Genomic DNA, 18698 nt, shown 5'->3' with positions numbered 1-18698 from the left:
TTAAAGCGTGCCTAGTCTCAGACTAGTGACACAATGCTGAAGGTCTCCCGCAAAGCAAAAGATGTAACGGAACAAAGACCCAAAATTAATGTAACCTCTGCGATCTTTGCCATTCTTCGCACCTTTGCGTTGAACGTTCCCAAAATGGCACAATGCTGAAGGTCTCATGGAAGGCAAAAGAAGTAACAGAGCAAAGGCCTCAAAATAACCTCTGCGATCTTTGCTATTCTTTACACCTTTGCGTGAACGTTCCCAAAATGGCACAATGCTGAAGGTCTCATGGAAGGCAAAAGAAGTAACAGAGCAAAGGCCTCAAAATAACCTCTGCGATCTTTGCTATTCTTTACACCTTTGCGTGAACGTTCCCAAAATGACACAATGCTGAAGGTCTCCCGCAAAGCAATTTGGCCTCTGCGTCCTTTGCCCTGCTTAGCATCTTTGCGTGAAATTTATTTTTTGCCCACCCCGCGCACTTTTTCCCATTTCAAAAAAGCACCAAACTCTTCCAATAAATTTGGGCAATTGGCATAATTCTATTAAATCCTTTTAATGTTGATCCAGAGTATAAAACAATCTACTTTTCCTGATTTATTGTATCATTTCAAGAAAATCTAGTTTTTTGTTTTTATCATTCCAAATACAGTATGTTTGTGTGGATAAATCTGTTAAATTCATTAACGTACTTAATATCAATATTTTAATATAAACAAAGATGTCATATATAGAACCTGCTCCCATTAAGGATAAAGAGAATCCGTTGGAGTCCATGATGCAGCGATTTGATAAAGCGGTTGAGCTTTTGGGAATTTCCGAAGAGATGTATCATATTCTGAAAGTTCCGCGTAAACAAGTGATTGTTGGTCTGCCGGTGACCATGGATTCCGGTGAAATCAGGACTTTTGAAGGTTATCGCGTTATACATTCTACCATTTTAGGGCCTAGCAAAGGCGGCATTCGTTTCGACCCGGGTGTGAATCTGGATGAGGTAAGAGCGCTTGCCGCCTGGATGACCTGGAAATGTGCCGTTGTGGACATTCCATATGGCGGTGCCAAGGGAGGAGTGGCTTGTAATCCAAGAGAAATGTCGGCGGGTGAAATGGAGCGGCTGATGCGTGCCTACACCACGGCAATGTTGGACGTATTTGGTCCAGACCAGGATATACCAGCACCGGATATGGGCACAGGCCCGCGTGAAATGGCGTGGCTTATGGATGAGTATTCCAAGGCGAAAGGCATGACCGTACCGGCGGTTGTAACCGGGAAGCCTCTGGTATTGGGCGGGTCTTTGGGCAGAACCGAGGCTACAGGACGCGGCGTGATGGTGTCTGCGCTTGCCGGAATGGAAAAGCTGCGCATCAATCCCTATCGCGCCACAGCGGCCGTTCAGGGTTTTGGAAACGTGGGTTCGCATGCAGCGTTGCTGTTGCGCGATCGTGGCGTTGCCATTCATGCGGTCAGTGATATATCAGGTGCTTATTACAACGATAAAGGGATGGACGTTGCGGCGGCGGTGGCATATCGGGACAAAAATAGGGGCTCCCTGGAAGGCTTTACCGGCGCTGAGTTGATTCCGGGTGATGACCTGCTTACCCTGCCGGTGGATGTATTGGTACCAGCGGCTAAGGAAGATGTCATTACAAGGAGAAATGTGGACGGCATCCAGGCCAAAATGATTGTGGAAGGTGCCAATGGGCCCACCTCTTTTCGTGCCGACGACATCATCAACGAGAAGGGTATCATGGTTGTGCCGGATATTTTGGCCAATGCAGGCGGGGTTACTGTGTCCTACTTTGAATGGGTCCAAAACCGGATCGGATACAAGTGGACGCTGGAAAGGGTCAACAGACGTACGGATCGGATTATGCTGGATTCATTTAACCATGTTTACGAAACGTCATTGAAATATAAAGTCTCGCTTCGCATCGCAGCGTACATCGTTGCCATCGATAAAGTTTCGAGTACTTATAAATACAGGGGAGGATTTTAGGAAGGGGGGAAGGAGGATGAAGAAGGGAGGAATGGAGAAAGGATACTATTAAAGTCAACTGATGTACGTTTTAAGTGAAAAGGCTAGGGTTGATTGGTCGAAAATTAAAAACAAAAGGGAGGAGACCACAAAAGGTTTTCTCCCTTTTGTCAAAAAGCGGATCTTAGTAGGGCTGGTGCACCAATCAGACCTTCGAACTGCCAACATGATCCCAATGTTAAGAAATTAAATGGTCAGATAATAAAAATAGGCATATCGAAGCCAGACTGTTAACTTTATGATGTTTTAGAATTAAAAAAATGGCAGGAGCCTGGTTGCCGGTTGCATTTTCAGCGCTGACAGCCAATAGCTTACTGCCGACAGCTTATGCCCCCATGTCACTAAGTCCCCGTTTTATTGCATTCATACTGGCGTTGCTCATATCATTTCTTACAACAACCTTTCTGGCTTTTGTGGATGGGGTTACAGCGGGAATGCTTTTCGTTACATCTATTTCTGCTTTCATAACCTCATTTTTTCTGGTTCTGTATACGGTTGATATCCTGGTTTTCAGAGAGGTTAATAAAATGTACAGGACTATTCATAAGCTGAAAATGAGGGACTTTAACATGACCCCGCGCAAAAAGCTGATCCATGAATCCAATCCATTAAAAACGATCAACGATGAAATTTTTGTTTATGTATCTAAAAAACAAAAGGAAATCGATGAGCTGAAAAAGCTGGAATTGTTCCGGCGGGAGTTCCTGGCCGATGTTTCTCACGAATTCAAAACGCCGATTTTTGCCGCTCAGGGATTTATTCACACCCTGCTGGACGGGGCCATGGACGACGAAAATGTACGAGAGCGTTTCCTCATTAAGGCGGCCAACAATCTGGACAGCCTCGATGTGCTTGTTAAAGACCTTCTTGTTCTCTCGCAAATGGAAACCGGGGACATCAAGATGAATATCGCAGAGGTGGATATCCGCCTGTTGACGCTGAATATTTTCAGCAGGCTGGAAAACATTGCGGCCGACCGAAAAGTCTCATTGAAAGTAAAACCGGATGAGTTGAGTGAGATATGGGTGAGTGCCGATAAAGACCGGATGGAACAGGTTATGCTGAATCTGGTTGAAAATGCGATCAAATATGGGAATGAAGGAGGTAAGGTGATCGTGCATTTCAATGAAGGGAAAAGGTTTATCGAAATTTCGATCAGGGACAATGGGCCGGGAATTCCTCAGGAACATTTGAACCGTATATTTGAGCGGTTTTATCGGGTGGATAAAAGCAGGTCAAAGGAAAGAGGCGGGACAGGATTGGGCCTTGCCATTGTGAAGCACATCATCAATGCGCACGGCACCAAAATTGCCGTCATGTCAAAGCTGGACAAGGGCACCACGTTTTCATTTAAACTGGAAAAAGCACCAGGGAGAGCTGAAACGCTCGTCAAAGAAATTCCGGAGCAGACCAGTTCCGAAGTAAATTGATGAGGATACAGCCTTTTGAAAAATATTGGGATCCGGTGCATTGCTTTTATTCCATCATTCTTCATTCATAATTCTTAATTTGTATAAAACATGTTTGTTCACAACGTATTTTTTTGGCTTAAAGAAAAGGACAACAAAGAGGCGCAAGAGGCACTTTTGGCAGGGATCAAAACCCTTGAAGGAATTGAATCTATCAGGTCAGTTTATATTGGTACGCCGGCATCGACGCGCCGCCCGGTGATTGATGCAACATACAGCTTTGCCGAGATACTGGTTTTTGATGATGAGGCGGGTCATGATGTCTATCAGGTTCACCCACTGCATACCAAGTTTGTGGAAGACTGTGCACACCTGTGGGAAAAGGTGGTGATCTATGACGTAGAAGCCTAGGGGTTTAAAATTCGTGCTTCGTTGACCTATGACGGTGCCTGTTGTATCCACAAGTTATCCACAAATGTAGTGTGGATAACTTGTGGATAATTTTTTAAATACCGTCACGTCTGTTGTTTGAGGCTGTTTTTTCTGTGGAATTGGATGTGGATAACTTTTCGGGGCATCGATATTAACAATTGTTAAAGGCTGGTTTTTGGTACTAATCCTGTTTTTGGTTCGTTCTAAAAAGGTATCAACGAATAGCAAACCATGAATAAAACAAGAGTAGTAACAACAATTATCGGTATGCTGATTATTGCGGTCAGCTTTTCGTCCTGCGTGTATCATACGCGCGGTCCGGCGTATGACTACGGTTATGGGGGTTATGGTTACCGGCACAGAATGCCGCCTCCGAGGACAGTTGTGGTAGTTCCGGCGCCACCACCAAGGGTAGTTCATCGGAATCGTGACAGCCGCAGACATTACGGACGGAGCAACCGGGACGTCAATCGCCGGAATTACAGTCATAATCAGAGGTCTGGGAGAAGCAGGTATTGATCACTCCAGGTTACAAATAGAGGCCGGGGAAAATGTTGATTTTTCCCGGCCTGTTTATTTACACGATGGGTGAGACCGACTTATGAAATCGCAGAAATGATTAATTTCAATCAAAGCGGAAGGTGCTTGTATGCGACGTTCGTTGGATATTTGTTTTAACAAGGTTTACGGATACCACCACTTTAAACAATAAATTTAGCCACACCACCATCTACTTTCAACGCCGAACCGTTGGTGCCCGAGGATAGTGGGCTTGCCACGTAAGCCACAAGGTTCGCAATTTCCTCTACCGAGGCAAATCGTTGTAGCAGCGAGGAGGGACGGGCTGTTTTGAAAAAGTCTTTTTCGGCTTCTTCGGGAGTTACGTTGTTGGCCGTGGCCAGCTGCTTTACAAATTCTTCGACACCTTCCGATTTGGTAGGTCCTGGTAGCACCGAGTTCACGGTGACATTGGTCCCCTTGGTGAGCTCTGCCAAGCCCCGGCTTATGGCTAATTGGGCCGTTTTGGTGGTTCCGTAATGGATCATTTCTTCCGGAATGTTCACTGCCGACTCGCTTGAAATAAAGATGATCCGTCCCCAGTTTCTTTGGATCATGCCGGGAAAGATATGCCTGGATAAGCGAACGCCACTCATGACATTCACCTCAAAATACCGAAACCAGTCTGCATCCGTAATTTCCGTAAATGGTTTGGGCTCAAAAATGCCGGCATTGTTGACCAAAATGTCTATGTCGGGTAGTTTATCGAGCAATCGTTGAATTTCGTCCGACCTGGAAAAATCCGCTGCGATACCGGAAACCTGTGCATTGGAGACCGCACGCTTTAGCTTTTCTACTACCTCATTTATCCTGTCCATACTTCTTCCGTTGATGATCACCGTTGCCCCCTCTTCCAGCAGCTTTTGCGCTATTGCCAGCCCAATTCCCTGTGTAGAGCCGCTGATGAAAGCAGTTTTTCCTTTTAATTGAAGATCCATTTTCAAAAATATTTACGTTTACATGTGGCTAACAATGCCTACGGGTAAAACAATCCAGCGTGCCTTTTGGTTTTTTCTTATCCCGGATACTTTGAGTGATTAGTGAATATCAACCCTCAAACCAGTGTGCTTACTGAGGCCCAACTGAGGGTCTATTCTTAGTGCCTCGTGACATATATAAAAATTGATAGCATGCCTCAGCCGTGCGGGTGGCCGGTGCGCCGGGTCGGGCGGTAGAACCGAAAAATTAATTTTCAGCAACTATCAAATAAATCAATATAACTTTGATTCAGGCAAAATGGCAGGCGATTTTGCCTAAACTTGCTGGTAAATAGTTGATTTTAAAAAATAATCCCCCAAACGCTAAAAATTGACGATCATGGTAAAAATTGGATTGTTTGTTTGCCTTGCGCTATTTGCGCAATGGACGTATGCACAGAAGCCTGGTTCTCTGGAAGAAACCACCGAAATCGAAGAGGGTTTTGTAGCCGGATCGCGGATGATTTTCCAGGATAATTTTAGCAAAGACGCTGTGGGGGATTTTCCTGCTAAATGGACCAGTACAAAGTCTGGTGAAGTAAAAAAACTGAAGGGATTTGATGATAAATTTTTGAAAATAAGTGATGGATCGGTGGTTGGGCCTCAGCTTACCAAAGACCTCCCCGAGCATTTTACCATTGAATACGATCTGATCGTTCCCGAAGATGTTCCCATGCGGATGGCCAGCGTCGCTTTGGGCGTGAAGCCTTTTCCGATAAGTAATTTATTGAGTCCGAAGGATGGCGTGGTGTTTTCTTTTCATTCCTTTTCCAATGGGGTTAATGGGGGGCTTAAATTTGGAACGAGAAATAGTCAGACAAGTCAGCCTGGATTGCAAAAAGTAGCTTACCTAACCCCGCTTAACCAAGTCATAAAAGTAGCCATTGCTGTTAACGACAGGCGGGTTCGTTTTTATGTGGATGGGAAAAAAATGGTGGACATGCCCACGGCCTTCAATCCATTGTTTCGTAAATCATTTTTCTTTTGCCCATCCACACACGGTGCCAAAGAGAGTAAGCTCAATTATTTTTACATCAGTAATCTGGTCATCGCAGAAGCTACAACGGACAGGCGCAGCCAGGTGATTAAAGACTTGATGGAAAAGGGGGTTGTGAGTACCAATGCCATAACGTTTGCAAGCAACAGTGATCAATTAACTCCGGGGAGTACAGAAATCATTCAGCAATTCGTAGGTGCCATGAATGAATCACCGGGGCTCAAACTAAAAATAATCGGCCATACCGATGGGGACGGAGAAGATGCCACCAACCTGTTATTGAGCAAAAGGAGAGCCAATGCGGTTAAAATGAAGATGGTGGAATTGGGCATCGGAGCGGGCCGGTTGCAGACGGATGGTAGAGGTGAAAAGGAACCTATGGCCGACAACAAAAGTGAAGAGGGTAAATTACAGAACAGAAGAGTTGTTTTTATGAAACTGTAATCTTAATGTCACGGCATCGTGCAACGGGTTGTTGCGTGAAGCATTATTTGGGAATGATTAAACTTTTGACCTTGCATACGGAAATAAGACCCATTTGGAAAATTAACATCGATACCGGAGGCACTTTTACGGATTGTCTGGCAACGGATCCGGAAGGTAGTCGTTTCCGGATCAAAGTTTTAAGTTCGGCACGACTCAGGGGCTGCATTGTCGGGAAAGTATCACCGTTTGTATTTGAATTCAGCTCGTCCTGGCAGTTTCAGGACGGCCTTTTGGATGGCTATGTGTTTCAGGTTGGGGATAAAACAGCCACACTGGTTTCTCTCGACTATTCCACCCGATTGCTCACGATAAATGCAGACTTAGACTCTAGTGCAGACTTCGAATTATATACCGGAGAAGAAGCGCCTATTCTGGCTGCAAGGTTGCTGACCAAAACCAGATTGGGGGAGGCACTTCCGGCCATTGATATGCGCCTGGGTACTACAAAGGGCACCAATGCGCTTTTGGAACGTAAAGGGGCAAAAACGTTACTGGTCGTCACCAAGGGCTTCAAGGATCTGCTGTATATAGGCAATCAGCAACGTCCATCCCTTTTTCAATTGGATATACCCGAGCCCCGGCTTTTATATGCAGATGTTTTTGAGGTTGATGAGCGCTTGTCTGCAGATGGCCAGGTCGTTCGGGAGCTGGATCTGCAACATTTACAGGAGTCATTGAAGTCAGACTTTGAGTCTGTGGCTATTTCCCTGCTGCATGCTTATAGCAACCAAGAAAACGAAACGGCCATTGCCGGTTTTTTTGACCAAAATGGGGTAAAATATATTTCTGCTTCCGCCGACCTTTTTCCATTTTCCCACTATTTGCGCCGAACGCAGACAGCAGTCGTCAACGCCTACCTGGATCCGGTCCTGGATGTTTATTTAAGCAACATCAAAAAATCACTTGGTGACGGGAAGCTGAGCATCATGACCAGCACAGGGAGTCTTTCGGAGCCGCTGGGTTTCAGGGCCAAGGATAGTTTGCTGAGCGGGCCTGCCGGAGGCATTGTTGCAGCAGCGAATGCAGCCAAAAGGTTTGGACTTTCAAGGGTGCTCACTTTTGACATGGGTGGTACAAGCACGGATGTGGCAAAAATAGATGGCGAGCCTGAATTGAAATATGTAACCGAAATTGATGGAATTGAATTTCACAATCCTGCTCTGGCGATAGAAACGGTTGCTGCAGGCGGCGGCTCTGTTTGCTGGTTCGATGGATATTCTCTACAGGTGGGGCCAGCAAGTGCCGGATCCTCTCCGGGGCCTGCCTGTTACGGAGCAGGGGGGGCACTGACGATTACGGATGTAAATTTATTACTCGGCAAGCTTGACCCGGCAAAATTTGGTATACCCGTGCATCCGGATGCGGCTGCAAAAGTTCTGGAAGGTTTGCGCAGCCAGATCTTTGAACAAACGGGTAATCTGCTTTCTTGCGTGGAAATTCTAGAGGGACTGGAACGCATCACCAATGAGAAAATGGCCGATGCGATCCGGACGATTTCCGTTAAAAGAGGAATCAACCCGGCGGAATTCGCTTTGATTACTTTTGGCGGAGCTGGCGGTTTGCACAGTTGCCAGCTGGCCGATCTGTTGGAAATAGAGCAGGTGATCATACCCTACGATGCAGGACTTTTCAGTGCCGTGGGGATTGGAGAGGCGCTGATCAGTACCATTGTTACCAAACAGGTAATGATGCCCTGGACCGAAGCAGCGTTAGTGCTTGATCACATGATGAATAATCTTTGGCAGCAAGCCCAAGGGGAATTACGTGAGCAGGGAATTTTTGAAAATGAAATTTCCTTTTTTTCTGCATTTCTTCGGTTTGAAGGCCAGGAAAACACCATAGAGGTGAATTGCGACAGGGCAACTGCGCTTGATGATTTTAAAGCACAATATCTTTCTCAATTCGGTTACTACCCGGAAGGCGTGACCATAGAGCTGGAAAGTATCAAATTGAAAGTACAGGAGAAGAGAGCGGATTCTGTTTCTGAAAATATTTTGATGGAGGGAAAGCCGGCGGTCGCGCTTCGTGAACTGCGTTCCGTGTTTCAGACTGATGACCACCATTCCGGTTCGGAGATCTACGATTGGGATTTGTTATCAGCGGGTGACGAGATTCCGGGGCCATCCATTTTACTGAATAACACCTCCACCGCGTACATTCCGGCAGGATGGAAAATTGTAATTCAGCGGAATAGGGATGCCTTTGCTTTTAAAACGTCCTGCCACCATCCCGTGTCACAGGCATATAGCGAGGAGGTTGCCCTGCAGCTTTTTACAAATCGATTTAAGGCCATTGCGGATGATATGGGGCTGCAGTTACAGCGAACGGCTTTTTCGGTCAATGTAAAAGAGAGGCTGGATTTTTCCTGTGCGCTGCTCGATCCCGACGGCGCGTTGCTTGTAAATGCACAGCACATCCCTGTTCATTTGGGAAGCATGGGTATTTGTGGGAGGATGGTACGGGATTCGATTGAGATAGGGCCGGGAGATGTCATCATTACCAATCATCCCAAATACGGCGGTTCACATTTGCCGGATATAACACTTTTGTCGGGTGTTTATTCCGAGGAAGGTATTCTTTTGGGATATGTGATCAACAGAGCGCATCATGCAGAAATAGGTGGAAAGACACCCGGATCAATGCCGCCGGACGCAACTTGCCTGATCGAGGAAGGGGTGGTAATATTGCCACAATATCTGGTCAGGAAAGGAGCGTTTCAATGGGAAACTTTACATGAACTGTTTACATCGGGTCTATATCCTACACGCCATTTCCGTTCCAATGAAGCGGATATTCTGGCAGCATTGTCGTCCCTTCGGAAAGGCAGTGCACGACTCCTTGGCCTGGTTGATAGCCATGGTAGAGATGAGGTACGAAAGTATATGAACTTGTTAAAAGCAAGTGCTGCTTCTCAACTTGAAAACGCACTAATGCCCTGGCATGGTAAAACAGTGACCGCAACGGAGCTCCTGGACGACGGTCACCGGATTGAGGTTGCCATTTCGATTGCAGAAAATAGGCAGATATTTGATTTTACAGGGACATCACAGGCTCATCCCCATAACCTGAACGCCAATATCTCCATTCTTTACAGCGCTATATTGTATGTGCTACGGCTGCTGGTGGGCAGGGATATTCCGCTCAATGACGGCCTGATGGCTCATGTTGAGATTGTGCTCCCGGATAACAGTTTTCTTCATCCCGATTTTTCAGATAATCCGTTGAAATGCCCGGCAGTGGTTGGGGGCAATACTGAAGTGAGCCAGCGGCTGGTGGATACTTTGTTAAAGGCTTTCGGACTGTCGGCCTGTAGCCAGGGCACAATGAATAACTTTCTTTTTGGAAATAAACACTTTGGTTATTACGAAACCATTGGTGGTGGTGCAGGAGCCGGTCCGGGATTTCATGGAAGGTCGGCCGTACATCAGCACATGACCAATACGCGCATCACCGATCCTGAGCAACTGGAGTGTAAGTATCCGGTACGTCTGCTGGAATTCGGGATCCGTAAGCATTCCGGTGGAAGCGGGAAGTTCCATGGCGGTGATGGCATCATCAGAAAAATTCAGTTTCTTCAGCCGTTGCAGGTGACCCTGCTAGGCCAGCACCGAAAACACTTTCCATATGGACTGGATGGTGGAGAGCATGGAAAATGTGGAGAACACATCCTGATTTCGGGAGATTTGACTACCAGGCTACCAGGGATAATCAGCCTTGAAGTGAGTGCCGGAGATGTACTGACTATAAAGACGCCGGGTGGAGGCGGATATGGTAAAGATCAGGTTTAAAATAAATTTGAATACAACTGGCATAGCGGTCCAAGGGATAAGGGAACCTGGATAGCAATTTATGGTTTAGGGGGGCGGTCATTCAGCAAAACAACGTGAAATCGTGACTAAAAAGAATATCTCCAAAGTGGTTTTAGGCGCGGCATTTCTGATGGCCACATCGGCTGTCGGGCCTGGGTTTCTCACACAAACAACCGTTTTTACGCAACAGCTCACGACCAGTTTCGGGTTTATTATACTCATTTCTGTTATCATAGACCTCTGTGTGCAGTTCAATATCTGGCGTATTATCACGGTATCGGGTAAGCGTGCCCAGGATCTCGCCAATGCGCTTCTTCCGGGCCTGGGATACCTTTTGGCGTTTTTGATTGTGGCAGGTGGTCTGGCGTTTAACATTGGCAATGTAGCAGGAGCGGGACTTGGGGTCGAGGCCATGACCGGTATTCCGGTGCAAGTGGGGGCTCTTTCCAGCGCGGCTATGGCTATTGGAATTTTTCTATGCAAAGAGGCAGGTAAAGCCATGGACAGTTTGTCCAAAGTGCTTGGTATGCTGATGATCGGGCTGATTCTCTATGTTGCATTCACTTCGCACCCACCTCTGGAGAGCGCTATTTACCATACTTTTCTTCCAGAGCGATTTGATGCCATTGCTACCTTAACCCTGGTAGGTGGAACGGTGGGAGGTTACATATCTTTTGCCGGGGCGCACCGGTTGCTGGATTCAGGTATACAGGGAGAGTCATCTCTGGGTGAGGTGAATCGCAGCGCTTCTACGGGCATTCTGGTTACGGCTTTAATTCGCTATCTGCTCTTTCTTTCTACATTGGGAATTATCATGACAGGCGCGACTATTAATCCTGAAAATCCGACCGCCTCCGTTTTTGAAAATGCGGCCGGTTCCCTTGGACGGCAAATATTCGGCCTCATGATTTGGTGTGCTGCCATTACCTCCGTGGTTGGCGCGGCATACACCTCTGTTTCCTTCCTGCGTTCTTTTCATCCACTTTTGGAAAAATATCACAACTTCATCACCATCGTATTCATCCTTGTTTCTGCTTTCGTTTTTCTTCTGGTAGGTAAACCAGTTAAGGTTTTAATTTTCGTGGGAACATTGAATGGCTTTGTGTTGCCCCTGGCACTGGCCATTTTGCTGGTCGCCGGCCGCAAATCCAGATTGGTCGGAACCTATAAGCATCCATTGTATCTGCAAATGGCCGGATGGGCCGTGGTCTTGATATTAATTTCGATGGTAGCGGGACTATTTCTATAAAGCTTTGTCAGCGTTTTACGTCCATAGATACCATTAGGCCGTATGGTCTTGGGAGGATATTGAATTGCGTTTTTGGAATGCCTATATAGTAGAGCGTCAGCGACTTGTAAGTATAGTTAAGTAGTTGTGCTATTGAAATTGGGCTTAATTTGTAATCAGTTTTTTTGAAATTAAGGCTACGAAAATTTAGTTCATGTAGCCTTAATTCTAAACGGTTTCATTTGTATCTGCAGCCAAATACCGCCACTGCCGGGTTGGGTAAGGAATATTGGGGATGTAGAATTATTTTTTTTCAGTTGGCCCATACGTCTTCCTCAGAGTTCCATATGTCCCAGGCTTTTTCAGCCTGCAGTTCAAGCATTTTAAGGCCGTTTTGAATGTGTGCTCCACTTGCTTTGCCATGTTGCAGGAATACAGTTTCGGCCGGATTGTAGACCAGATCGTATAAATAATGTCGTTTTGTTACCCATTGATAGGGTACAGACGGGCAGCCTTCTATGTTGGGAAAAGTCCCGAGCGGGGTGGTATTGACGATCAGTAAATGCTCTTGCATAATTTGCTCCGTCAGTTCCTCATACCGCAGGAAGTCGCTTCCTGCCTGTCGCGAGACCAGTTTATATTCGATTCCGACGTCCTGTAGTGCCACCTGAACTGCTTTGGCGGCCCCGCCATTTCCGAGTATCAATGCTTTAAAAGTGGCTGGCTGCTCCCCGTGGCGGTCGAACCACTCCGTTAGTGACTGTTTGAAGCCGTAATAATCTGTGTTGAATCCTTTGGTACTTCCATCTGCATAAACTTTGATTGTGTTTACGGCACCTATGCGCTGGGCAGAGGCGTCGTCAAGTTCATCCAGGAATGGCAAGACCGTTTTTTTGAACGGTATGGTTACGTTCAGACCGATCAGTCCCGGTTTCTTCAAAAGCTCGGGGAGCGGATCAAGTGTTGCCATTTCATAAAGATCATAGCTGCTTTCCTTAATTCTCTCTCGTTCAAACTTGTCGGAAAAGTAGCGTCTTGAAAAGGAATGCGTAAGTGGGTAGCCGATTAAACCGAAAAAATTCATATGCGTTAAAATGTGTTTCTATAACTGGTAAATGTTACTAAGACAGGAGAGTATTTTTAAGAAAATATTTCTACAAAATTTTTAAATTAATCGAAATGAGATATGATATTTTTTAAACAAGTCTACTTCGTAAAAAATATATTCGCCCATTTGTTATAAATAATATTGTAATATTTGTAAATTTAATTCGTCGTGTTAATTTTTGTTAGCGTGGCGAAAATTAATTGCCCATCTCCATCAGCCGGACTTAACTATGAAAGCTATTTTTCTAAGGCTTTATATATTTGTATGCATTTGTTTAAGCCTTCACTGTCCGGCGATTGGCCAAAAAGCAACCGAATATCAGCTTTTTTTAAGAAATGGCCCTTTAAACCTTAAAAAGAATATTTCAACAGATGTTATCAAACAGTTCAATGAGAAAAAAACAAATTCTGGAAAAAGATATCTGGTAATTATTCAGTTTGAGGAAATTCCGGACGAAAGTGCAAGAGAGCAGTTAAAACAGGCGGGTATAGACCTTCTGGACTACATTCCGAACAAAGCGTTCATTGCTTCTGTAAAGGGCTCATTGGCTGATGTGGCTCTAAAACGCGCAGGTGCAAGATCCTTTATGGCGCTGGATCCCCAACAAAAAATAAACCCCCGTCTGAAGAACAAAGAATATCTTTCCAAGGGAGCCCGGATGTCCGGGGTCTTGGACGTCTGGATCAGTTTTCCAAAATCCATTCCGTATGATGACGTAAGGAGAGAGCTGGAAGTGGCAGGATTTCAGGTGACTTCAGATGTTTTCAGAAACTACCAAATTTTGGCATTACAGATCAGGGAGGACAGGCTGGCCGAGCTTGCAGCGCTTTCGGTGGTAAAGTATGTGGAAGCAGCACCCGGCGAGGATCAACCTATTAATGACAAAAGTGAAACCAATTCCAGAGCAAATATCCTTCGTTCAAATTCGCTTTCCGGATATAATCTTTTAGGGAAAGGGGTTGTGGTGGGCGTTGGAGATGAGTCCAATCCGTTGAGGCACATCGATTTTAATGGCCGGATGATCAACAGAGCTCCTAATATTGCTGGCGGTCATGGACTTCACGTGATGGGGATTGTTGGAGGTGCCGGAATCGTCAATGAGAAGTACAAAGGATATGCGCCTAAAGCCACACTGGTAGCACAATATTATTCAAAGATACATACCAATGCGTCCACTTATGTAAAGGATTTTGGTATGGTGATTACCAATAATTCCTATGGAGTTACGCCATCAGTATGTAGTGATTTTGGCGAATATACCCTCAGCTCCTATATGCTGGATCAGCAAGCTTTTGACATGCCCTACTTGCAGCATGTTTTTGCTGCTGGTAACAGTGGGAATACGGCAATTAGTTGCGCTGTCGGGTTTGGTAATGTGTTAAGCGGGTATCAGACTGCAAAAAATGTGCTTACTGTGGGAAATACAACCGTTAACGGACAGATCGCCTCCGGTTCCAGCAAAGGTGCAGTAAAGGATGGCCGGACCAAACCGGAGATATCCGCACAGGGAACTTTGGTTTATTCAACCACGCCAACAGATAACTACGGTGGAAGCAGCGGCACCAGTTTTGCCTCCCCTGCGGTTGCCGGAGGACTTGCGTTGCTCTATGAACGTTACCGGAATCTGCATGGACAAGCCAATCCCAAAAATGCACTGATGAAAGCCCTGGTGTGTAATGGTGCCGAAGATCAGGGGCTGGCCGGTCCTGATTACAGTTATGGGTTCGGGTGGCTCAATCTGCTCAGATCAATCAAAATGCTTGACAATAATAATTATTTGAACGCATCCGTAACCAATGGAGTAACCAACGAGCACACGATATCTGTTCCCCAGAATACGGCAAGACTGAAGGTCATGCTTTATTGGAACGATCCTGCGTCTTCGGTTTACTCTGGTAAGATGTTGGTCAACGATCTGGACCTGAAGGTGAAGCGTCAGGGGGGAGCGGATGTGCTGCCTCTTCTGCATAATAAGGAGACTCTGCAAACCGGTGTGGATGATAAAAATAATATGGAGCAAGTGGTGATCGATGGGCCGGATGCAGGTACTTATACGATTTCTGTAAGGGGGAAAACAGTGGTTCAGGGAAGCCAGGAATATTTCATTGTCTATGACACCATTGGAGTTTCCACCGATCTGACCTACCCCATCGGGAAGGAAAGATTCGTAAAAGGTGATTCCATTTATGTAAGCTGGGACTCCTATGGGTATGATGATCAGACGGTTAAGGTAGAATATTCGGTTAACAATGGCGCTGAGTGGAGAAGCATACATACTGGGGTTGCTCCCAAACTCCGGCAGGTGAAGTGGGGTATCCCGGACGAGATTACCGACATGGCTAAGGTAAGAATTACCTGTGGCAGCGTGGTGCGGGAAAGTGAGCCCTTTACCATACTGGCTTTACCCATTGTGACCCTGTCCGAAACGCAGTGTGAAGGATATATCTCGATGAACTGGACAGCCGTGCCGGGTGCAACGGACTATGAGGTTTTGATTCTGGAAGGACAAGAGATGAAGACGGTCGCAGTAAGTACCTCGCTAAGTCACACAATAGGCGGATTATCGAAGGACTCCACTTACTACGTTTCCGTAAGGCCAAGACTTAACGGAAATCCAGGTCGCCAGGCCGTTGCGAAGAAGCGTATGCCCGATAGTGGCAATTGTGCAGGAAATACCTGGAGTAAAGATTTGAAAATAGAACGTATTGTGGCCCCGTCAGGATCGGGCAGGCGGTTTACGGGCACAGAACTTGTAGCCCATACCCAAATAACCATTCGTATCAAAAATCTTGATAATGTTGTATCCAATGGGGAGATTAGGGTTGGTTATGCATTGGGCAGTGAGGGAAGCCCTGTTTACTCCGAGTTGATCAGCCCCGGTATTGCACCCAACGCATCTTACGATCATACATTTTCAACAACAGTCGACCTTTCGGCTATAGGGGCATACCGGTTGAAGGTTTTTGTTAAAAAACCGGGGGATCCTTTTCCTGAGAATGATTCGCTGGCTGCGTTGTACAAACAGTTGGATAATCCGCCGATGACTCTGCCGTTTGTGGATCAGATCGAAACGCTTGCCAAACAGGAAGTCGGCACCGGGCAGATAGGGATGGATGGGGGCGATCGCTATGATTTCATAAGTTCAACCTCCATTGGAAGGTTAAGGTCTTTTGTGAATACCGGAATAGCCTTTTCGGGAAGCAGGGCTTTCACCCTGGATGCCAACCGCTACGACGCAGCAGGCAATACAAGCTATCTGATATCGACCTTTAATTTCGCAGCCTTCAATCCGGTAAGTGACGATGTACGACTCACCTTTCGCTATAAAAATCATGGGCAGGCAAACAACGAGAACAACAAGGTGTGGATACGGGGAAGCGATCAACATGAATGGATACAGGTGTATGATCTTTTTGCAAATCAAAATTCACAGTCGGCAGGTTATAAGCTTACCGCCAATATAGAGATAAGTAACTTCCTGAAAACCGCCGGACAGCCCTTTTCGGCAAGTTTTCAGGTGAGATGGGGCCAGTGGGGCGATATGATCACCGCAGACTTAGCCAGTTCGGCTGGTTACAGCATCGACGATATCAGCTTCACCGGTGCACCCAACGACGTGCAGGTAGTGAGTATAGATAGCCCAGTGGCTGTTAGTTGCGGGCTGGGAAGCAGTGAGCTCATTAAAGTAACGGTAAGGAACAACACCTCAGGTACGCTTTCCAATATCCCGATAAAAATGCAGATCAACAATGGAAGTGTGATCAGCCGTACGATCAGTTCCATTGCTGCCGCAACGAGTATTCAATATACCTTCAACCAAAGCACAAACCTTTCCGCTATCGGTAGCCATGTCGTAAAAGTATGGGTTGAACTCAATGGCGATGGAAATGCGGCCAACAACACCAAAGAGCTGGAACTCTACAATTCTCCATCCATTTCCGTTTTCCCTTATCTGCAAAATTTTGAAGCCGGTAATGGCTCCTGGCGTGCAGAGGGTGTGAATAAATCCTGGGAATATGGCACCCCGGGTTCGCCTAAAATAAATGGAGCTGCGAGTGGAACAAAGGCATGGAAAACCTCTTTGACCGGTAGCTATAATGATCTGGAAAACTCCTATTTGTATTCGCCCTGTTTCAGCATCGCCGGGCTTACTAATCCCACATTGAGCTTCAGTGTGGCAATGGATATCGACGACTGCGAAAGCGAAACCTGTGACGTTGTATTTGTAGAGTATTCGACAGACGGAAATGGTTGGCTAAGGCTTGGCTCTAAGGGGCAGGGCACCAATTGGTACGATGAAACTGCTAATGGGAAGGATGTATGGAGCATAAAGGACTACACCAGATGGCATGTCAGTACGATTTCTATTCCTACTGGAGCCCCCAACATCCGCTTCCGTTTTGTGATGCAAAGTAACTCGGGCAATACGCGTGAAGGAATTGCCATTGACGATATCCATATTTATGATCTTCAGAAAAGAATCTATGCCGGTGGTGTGTCGTCGCAGGTTGTAACGCAGCAGTCGGTCAACGGTAATGGATGGGTCAATTTTACAGACAACGACCAGATAATCGCTTCCATAATGCCTAACAACAATAATCTGGGAAACACCAGTGTGCAGGCGTACATCCATTCTTCCCCTGTAAGATACCATAAGGGACAATATTACCTGGATAGAAATTTTACGATAAAGCCCACTGGAAGCAGCTTTGCACAGGAGTCAACAGTTCGTCTATATTTTCAGGATTCAGAGTTTGAAACCATGATCGGATCATCGGAATGCATTGGCTGCGTAGTGCCTTCCAGTGTCTATAATTTATCATTGTCGAAATATAGCACCAGCGACCTGTCTAAGGAAGATGGTAGCCTTGCTAACGACACAGACGAAAGTGGCTGGTCGTTTTTTTCGGCTGAGAATGTGTTGAAGGTTCCTTATGACAATGGCTATTATGCGGAATTTAAAACGCGCTCTTTTTCTGAGTTTTGGCTGGCAAAGGACGCGATTATTACCCAAAGTGCTCCATTGCCCGTCGAGTTGGTTGGTTTTACGGCTAAAAAGGGGACATCGGCCGAAACCTCCAGGCAGGTTTTTCTGGAATGGACTACTTCATCAGAAGATAATTTCGGGTATTTTGAAGTTGAGCTTGCCCTGGGATCCGAGGCTGTTCGTATGAACAGATTTCAGAAACTAGGAGAGCTAGATGGAAAGGGGAATGTACAATCTGGTTTGAAATATTTGTTTACCGATACTGATGTGGAGGGATATGATACCAGGTATTATCGTTTGAAAATGGTAGATCGGGATGGTAGCTTTGCGTATTCGGGGCTGCGTGCTGTGGTGTTTGATGAAACAGCCGCGTGGCGGGTGTATCCGAATCCTTCCAACGCCCTGTTTCATGTTGAGTTCCCGGGCGCGGGAAGAGGAGAATCAGTTGTAAATGTATATGATAAGAGTGGAAAGCTATTTCGGAAGGCAGTGGTTTCGGCTCGTGAACACGCCCAAAGTTTCAAGATTGATATGTCCTCCAATGAGTATAGTAAGGGTATTTACTTACTGGAAGTCGTAAGCAGAGGGGAAAAACAAATTTTTAAAGTGATCCTGGAATAAGTATGATTGGCCGGTGAGTAACATGGTGTTGCTCCCTGCGGCATGTGAAAAGTGTAGAAA

The 18698-nt window shown here is 46.1% G+C and carries 9 protein-coding genes; 7 read left to right on the top strand and 2 right to left on the bottom strand.

The window, feature by feature from the left end:
- Window positions 1-712: 712 nt before the first annotated feature.
- From DYADSP32_RS15770 to DYADSP32_RS15760, 3 genes are all read left to right on the top strand, one after another.
- Entirely contained in the window at window positions 713-1987 is a 1275-nt protein-coding gene (locus DYADSP32_RS15770; RefSeq protein ID WP_149241841.1) for a Glu/Leu/Phe/Val family dehydrogenase, read from the top strand.
- A 374-nt stretch (window positions 1988-2361) separates the two neighbouring features.
- A complete protein-coding gene (locus DYADSP32_RS15765) occupies window positions 2362-3456 on the top strand; it encodes an ATP-binding protein (RefSeq protein ID WP_149244819.1) in 1095 nt (364 codons plus the stop codon).
- 90 nt (window positions 3457-3546) lie between these two features.
- The gene (locus DYADSP32_RS15760; protein ID WP_149241842.1) at window positions 3547-3846 is read left to right on the top strand and encodes a Dabb family protein; all 300 of its coding nucleotides are present in this window, start codon (window positions 3547-3549) and stop codon (window positions 3844-3846) included.
- A gap of 722 nt (window positions 3847-4568) precedes the next feature.
- On the opposite strand, the gene DYADSP32_RS15755 is transcribed toward DYADSP32_RS15760, so the two are convergent.
- A complete protein-coding gene (locus DYADSP32_RS15755) occupies window positions 4569-5363 on the bottom strand; it encodes an SDR family oxidoreductase (RefSeq protein WP_149241844.1) in 795 nt (264 codons plus the stop codon).
- A 379-nt stretch (window positions 5364-5742) separates the two neighbouring features.
- On the opposite strand from DYADSP32_RS15755, the gene DYADSP32_RS15750 reads away from it, so the two are divergent.
- From DYADSP32_RS15750 to DYADSP32_RS15740, 3 genes are all read left to right on the top strand, one after another.
- On the top strand, window positions 5743-6843 hold the full coding sequence (locus DYADSP32_RS15750; RefSeq protein ID WP_149241845.1) for an OmpA family protein: 1101 nt from the start codon (window positions 5743-5745) through the stop codon (window positions 6841-6843).
- Between the two features lie 71 nt (window positions 6844-6914).
- On the top strand, window positions 6915-10673 hold the full coding sequence (locus DYADSP32_RS15745) for a hydantoinase B/oxoprolinase family protein (RefSeq protein ID WP_414617813.1): 3759 nt from the start codon (window positions 6915-6917) through the stop codon (window positions 10671-10673).
- A gap of 103 nt (window positions 10674-10776) precedes the next feature.
- The gene (locus DYADSP32_RS15740) at window positions 10777-11943 is read left to right on the top strand and encodes an NRAMP family divalent metal transporter (protein ID WP_149241847.1); all 1167 of its coding nucleotides are present in this window, start codon (window positions 10777-10779) and stop codon (window positions 11941-11943) included.
- A 292-nt stretch (window positions 11944-12235) separates the two neighbouring features.
- Here DYADSP32_RS15740 and DYADSP32_RS15735 read toward each other — a convergent pair whose 3' ends face one another.
- Window positions 12236-13006: a shikimate dehydrogenase family protein gene (locus DYADSP32_RS15735; RefSeq protein WP_149241848.1), complete on the bottom strand. Its 771-nt coding sequence runs from the start codon at window positions 13004-13006 to the stop codon at window positions 12236-12238.
- A gap of 253 nt (window positions 13007-13259) precedes the next feature.
- Between DYADSP32_RS15735 and DYADSP32_RS15730 the strand changes: the two genes are divergently transcribed.
- A complete protein-coding gene (locus DYADSP32_RS15730) occupies window positions 13260-18638 on the top strand; it encodes a S8 family serine peptidase (RefSeq protein WP_149241849.1) in 5379 nt (1792 codons plus the stop codon).
- Window positions 18639-18698 lie beyond the last annotated feature (60 nt).

The sequence above is a fragment of the Dyadobacter sp. 32 genome (assembly GCF_902506755.1).
Classification (GTDB): domain Bacteria; phylum Bacteroidota; class Bacteroidia; order Cytophagales; family Spirosomataceae; genus Dyadobacter.
Note: the sequence above shows the minus strand (reverse complement) of the source record. Positions and strands in the feature narration are given on the sequence as shown.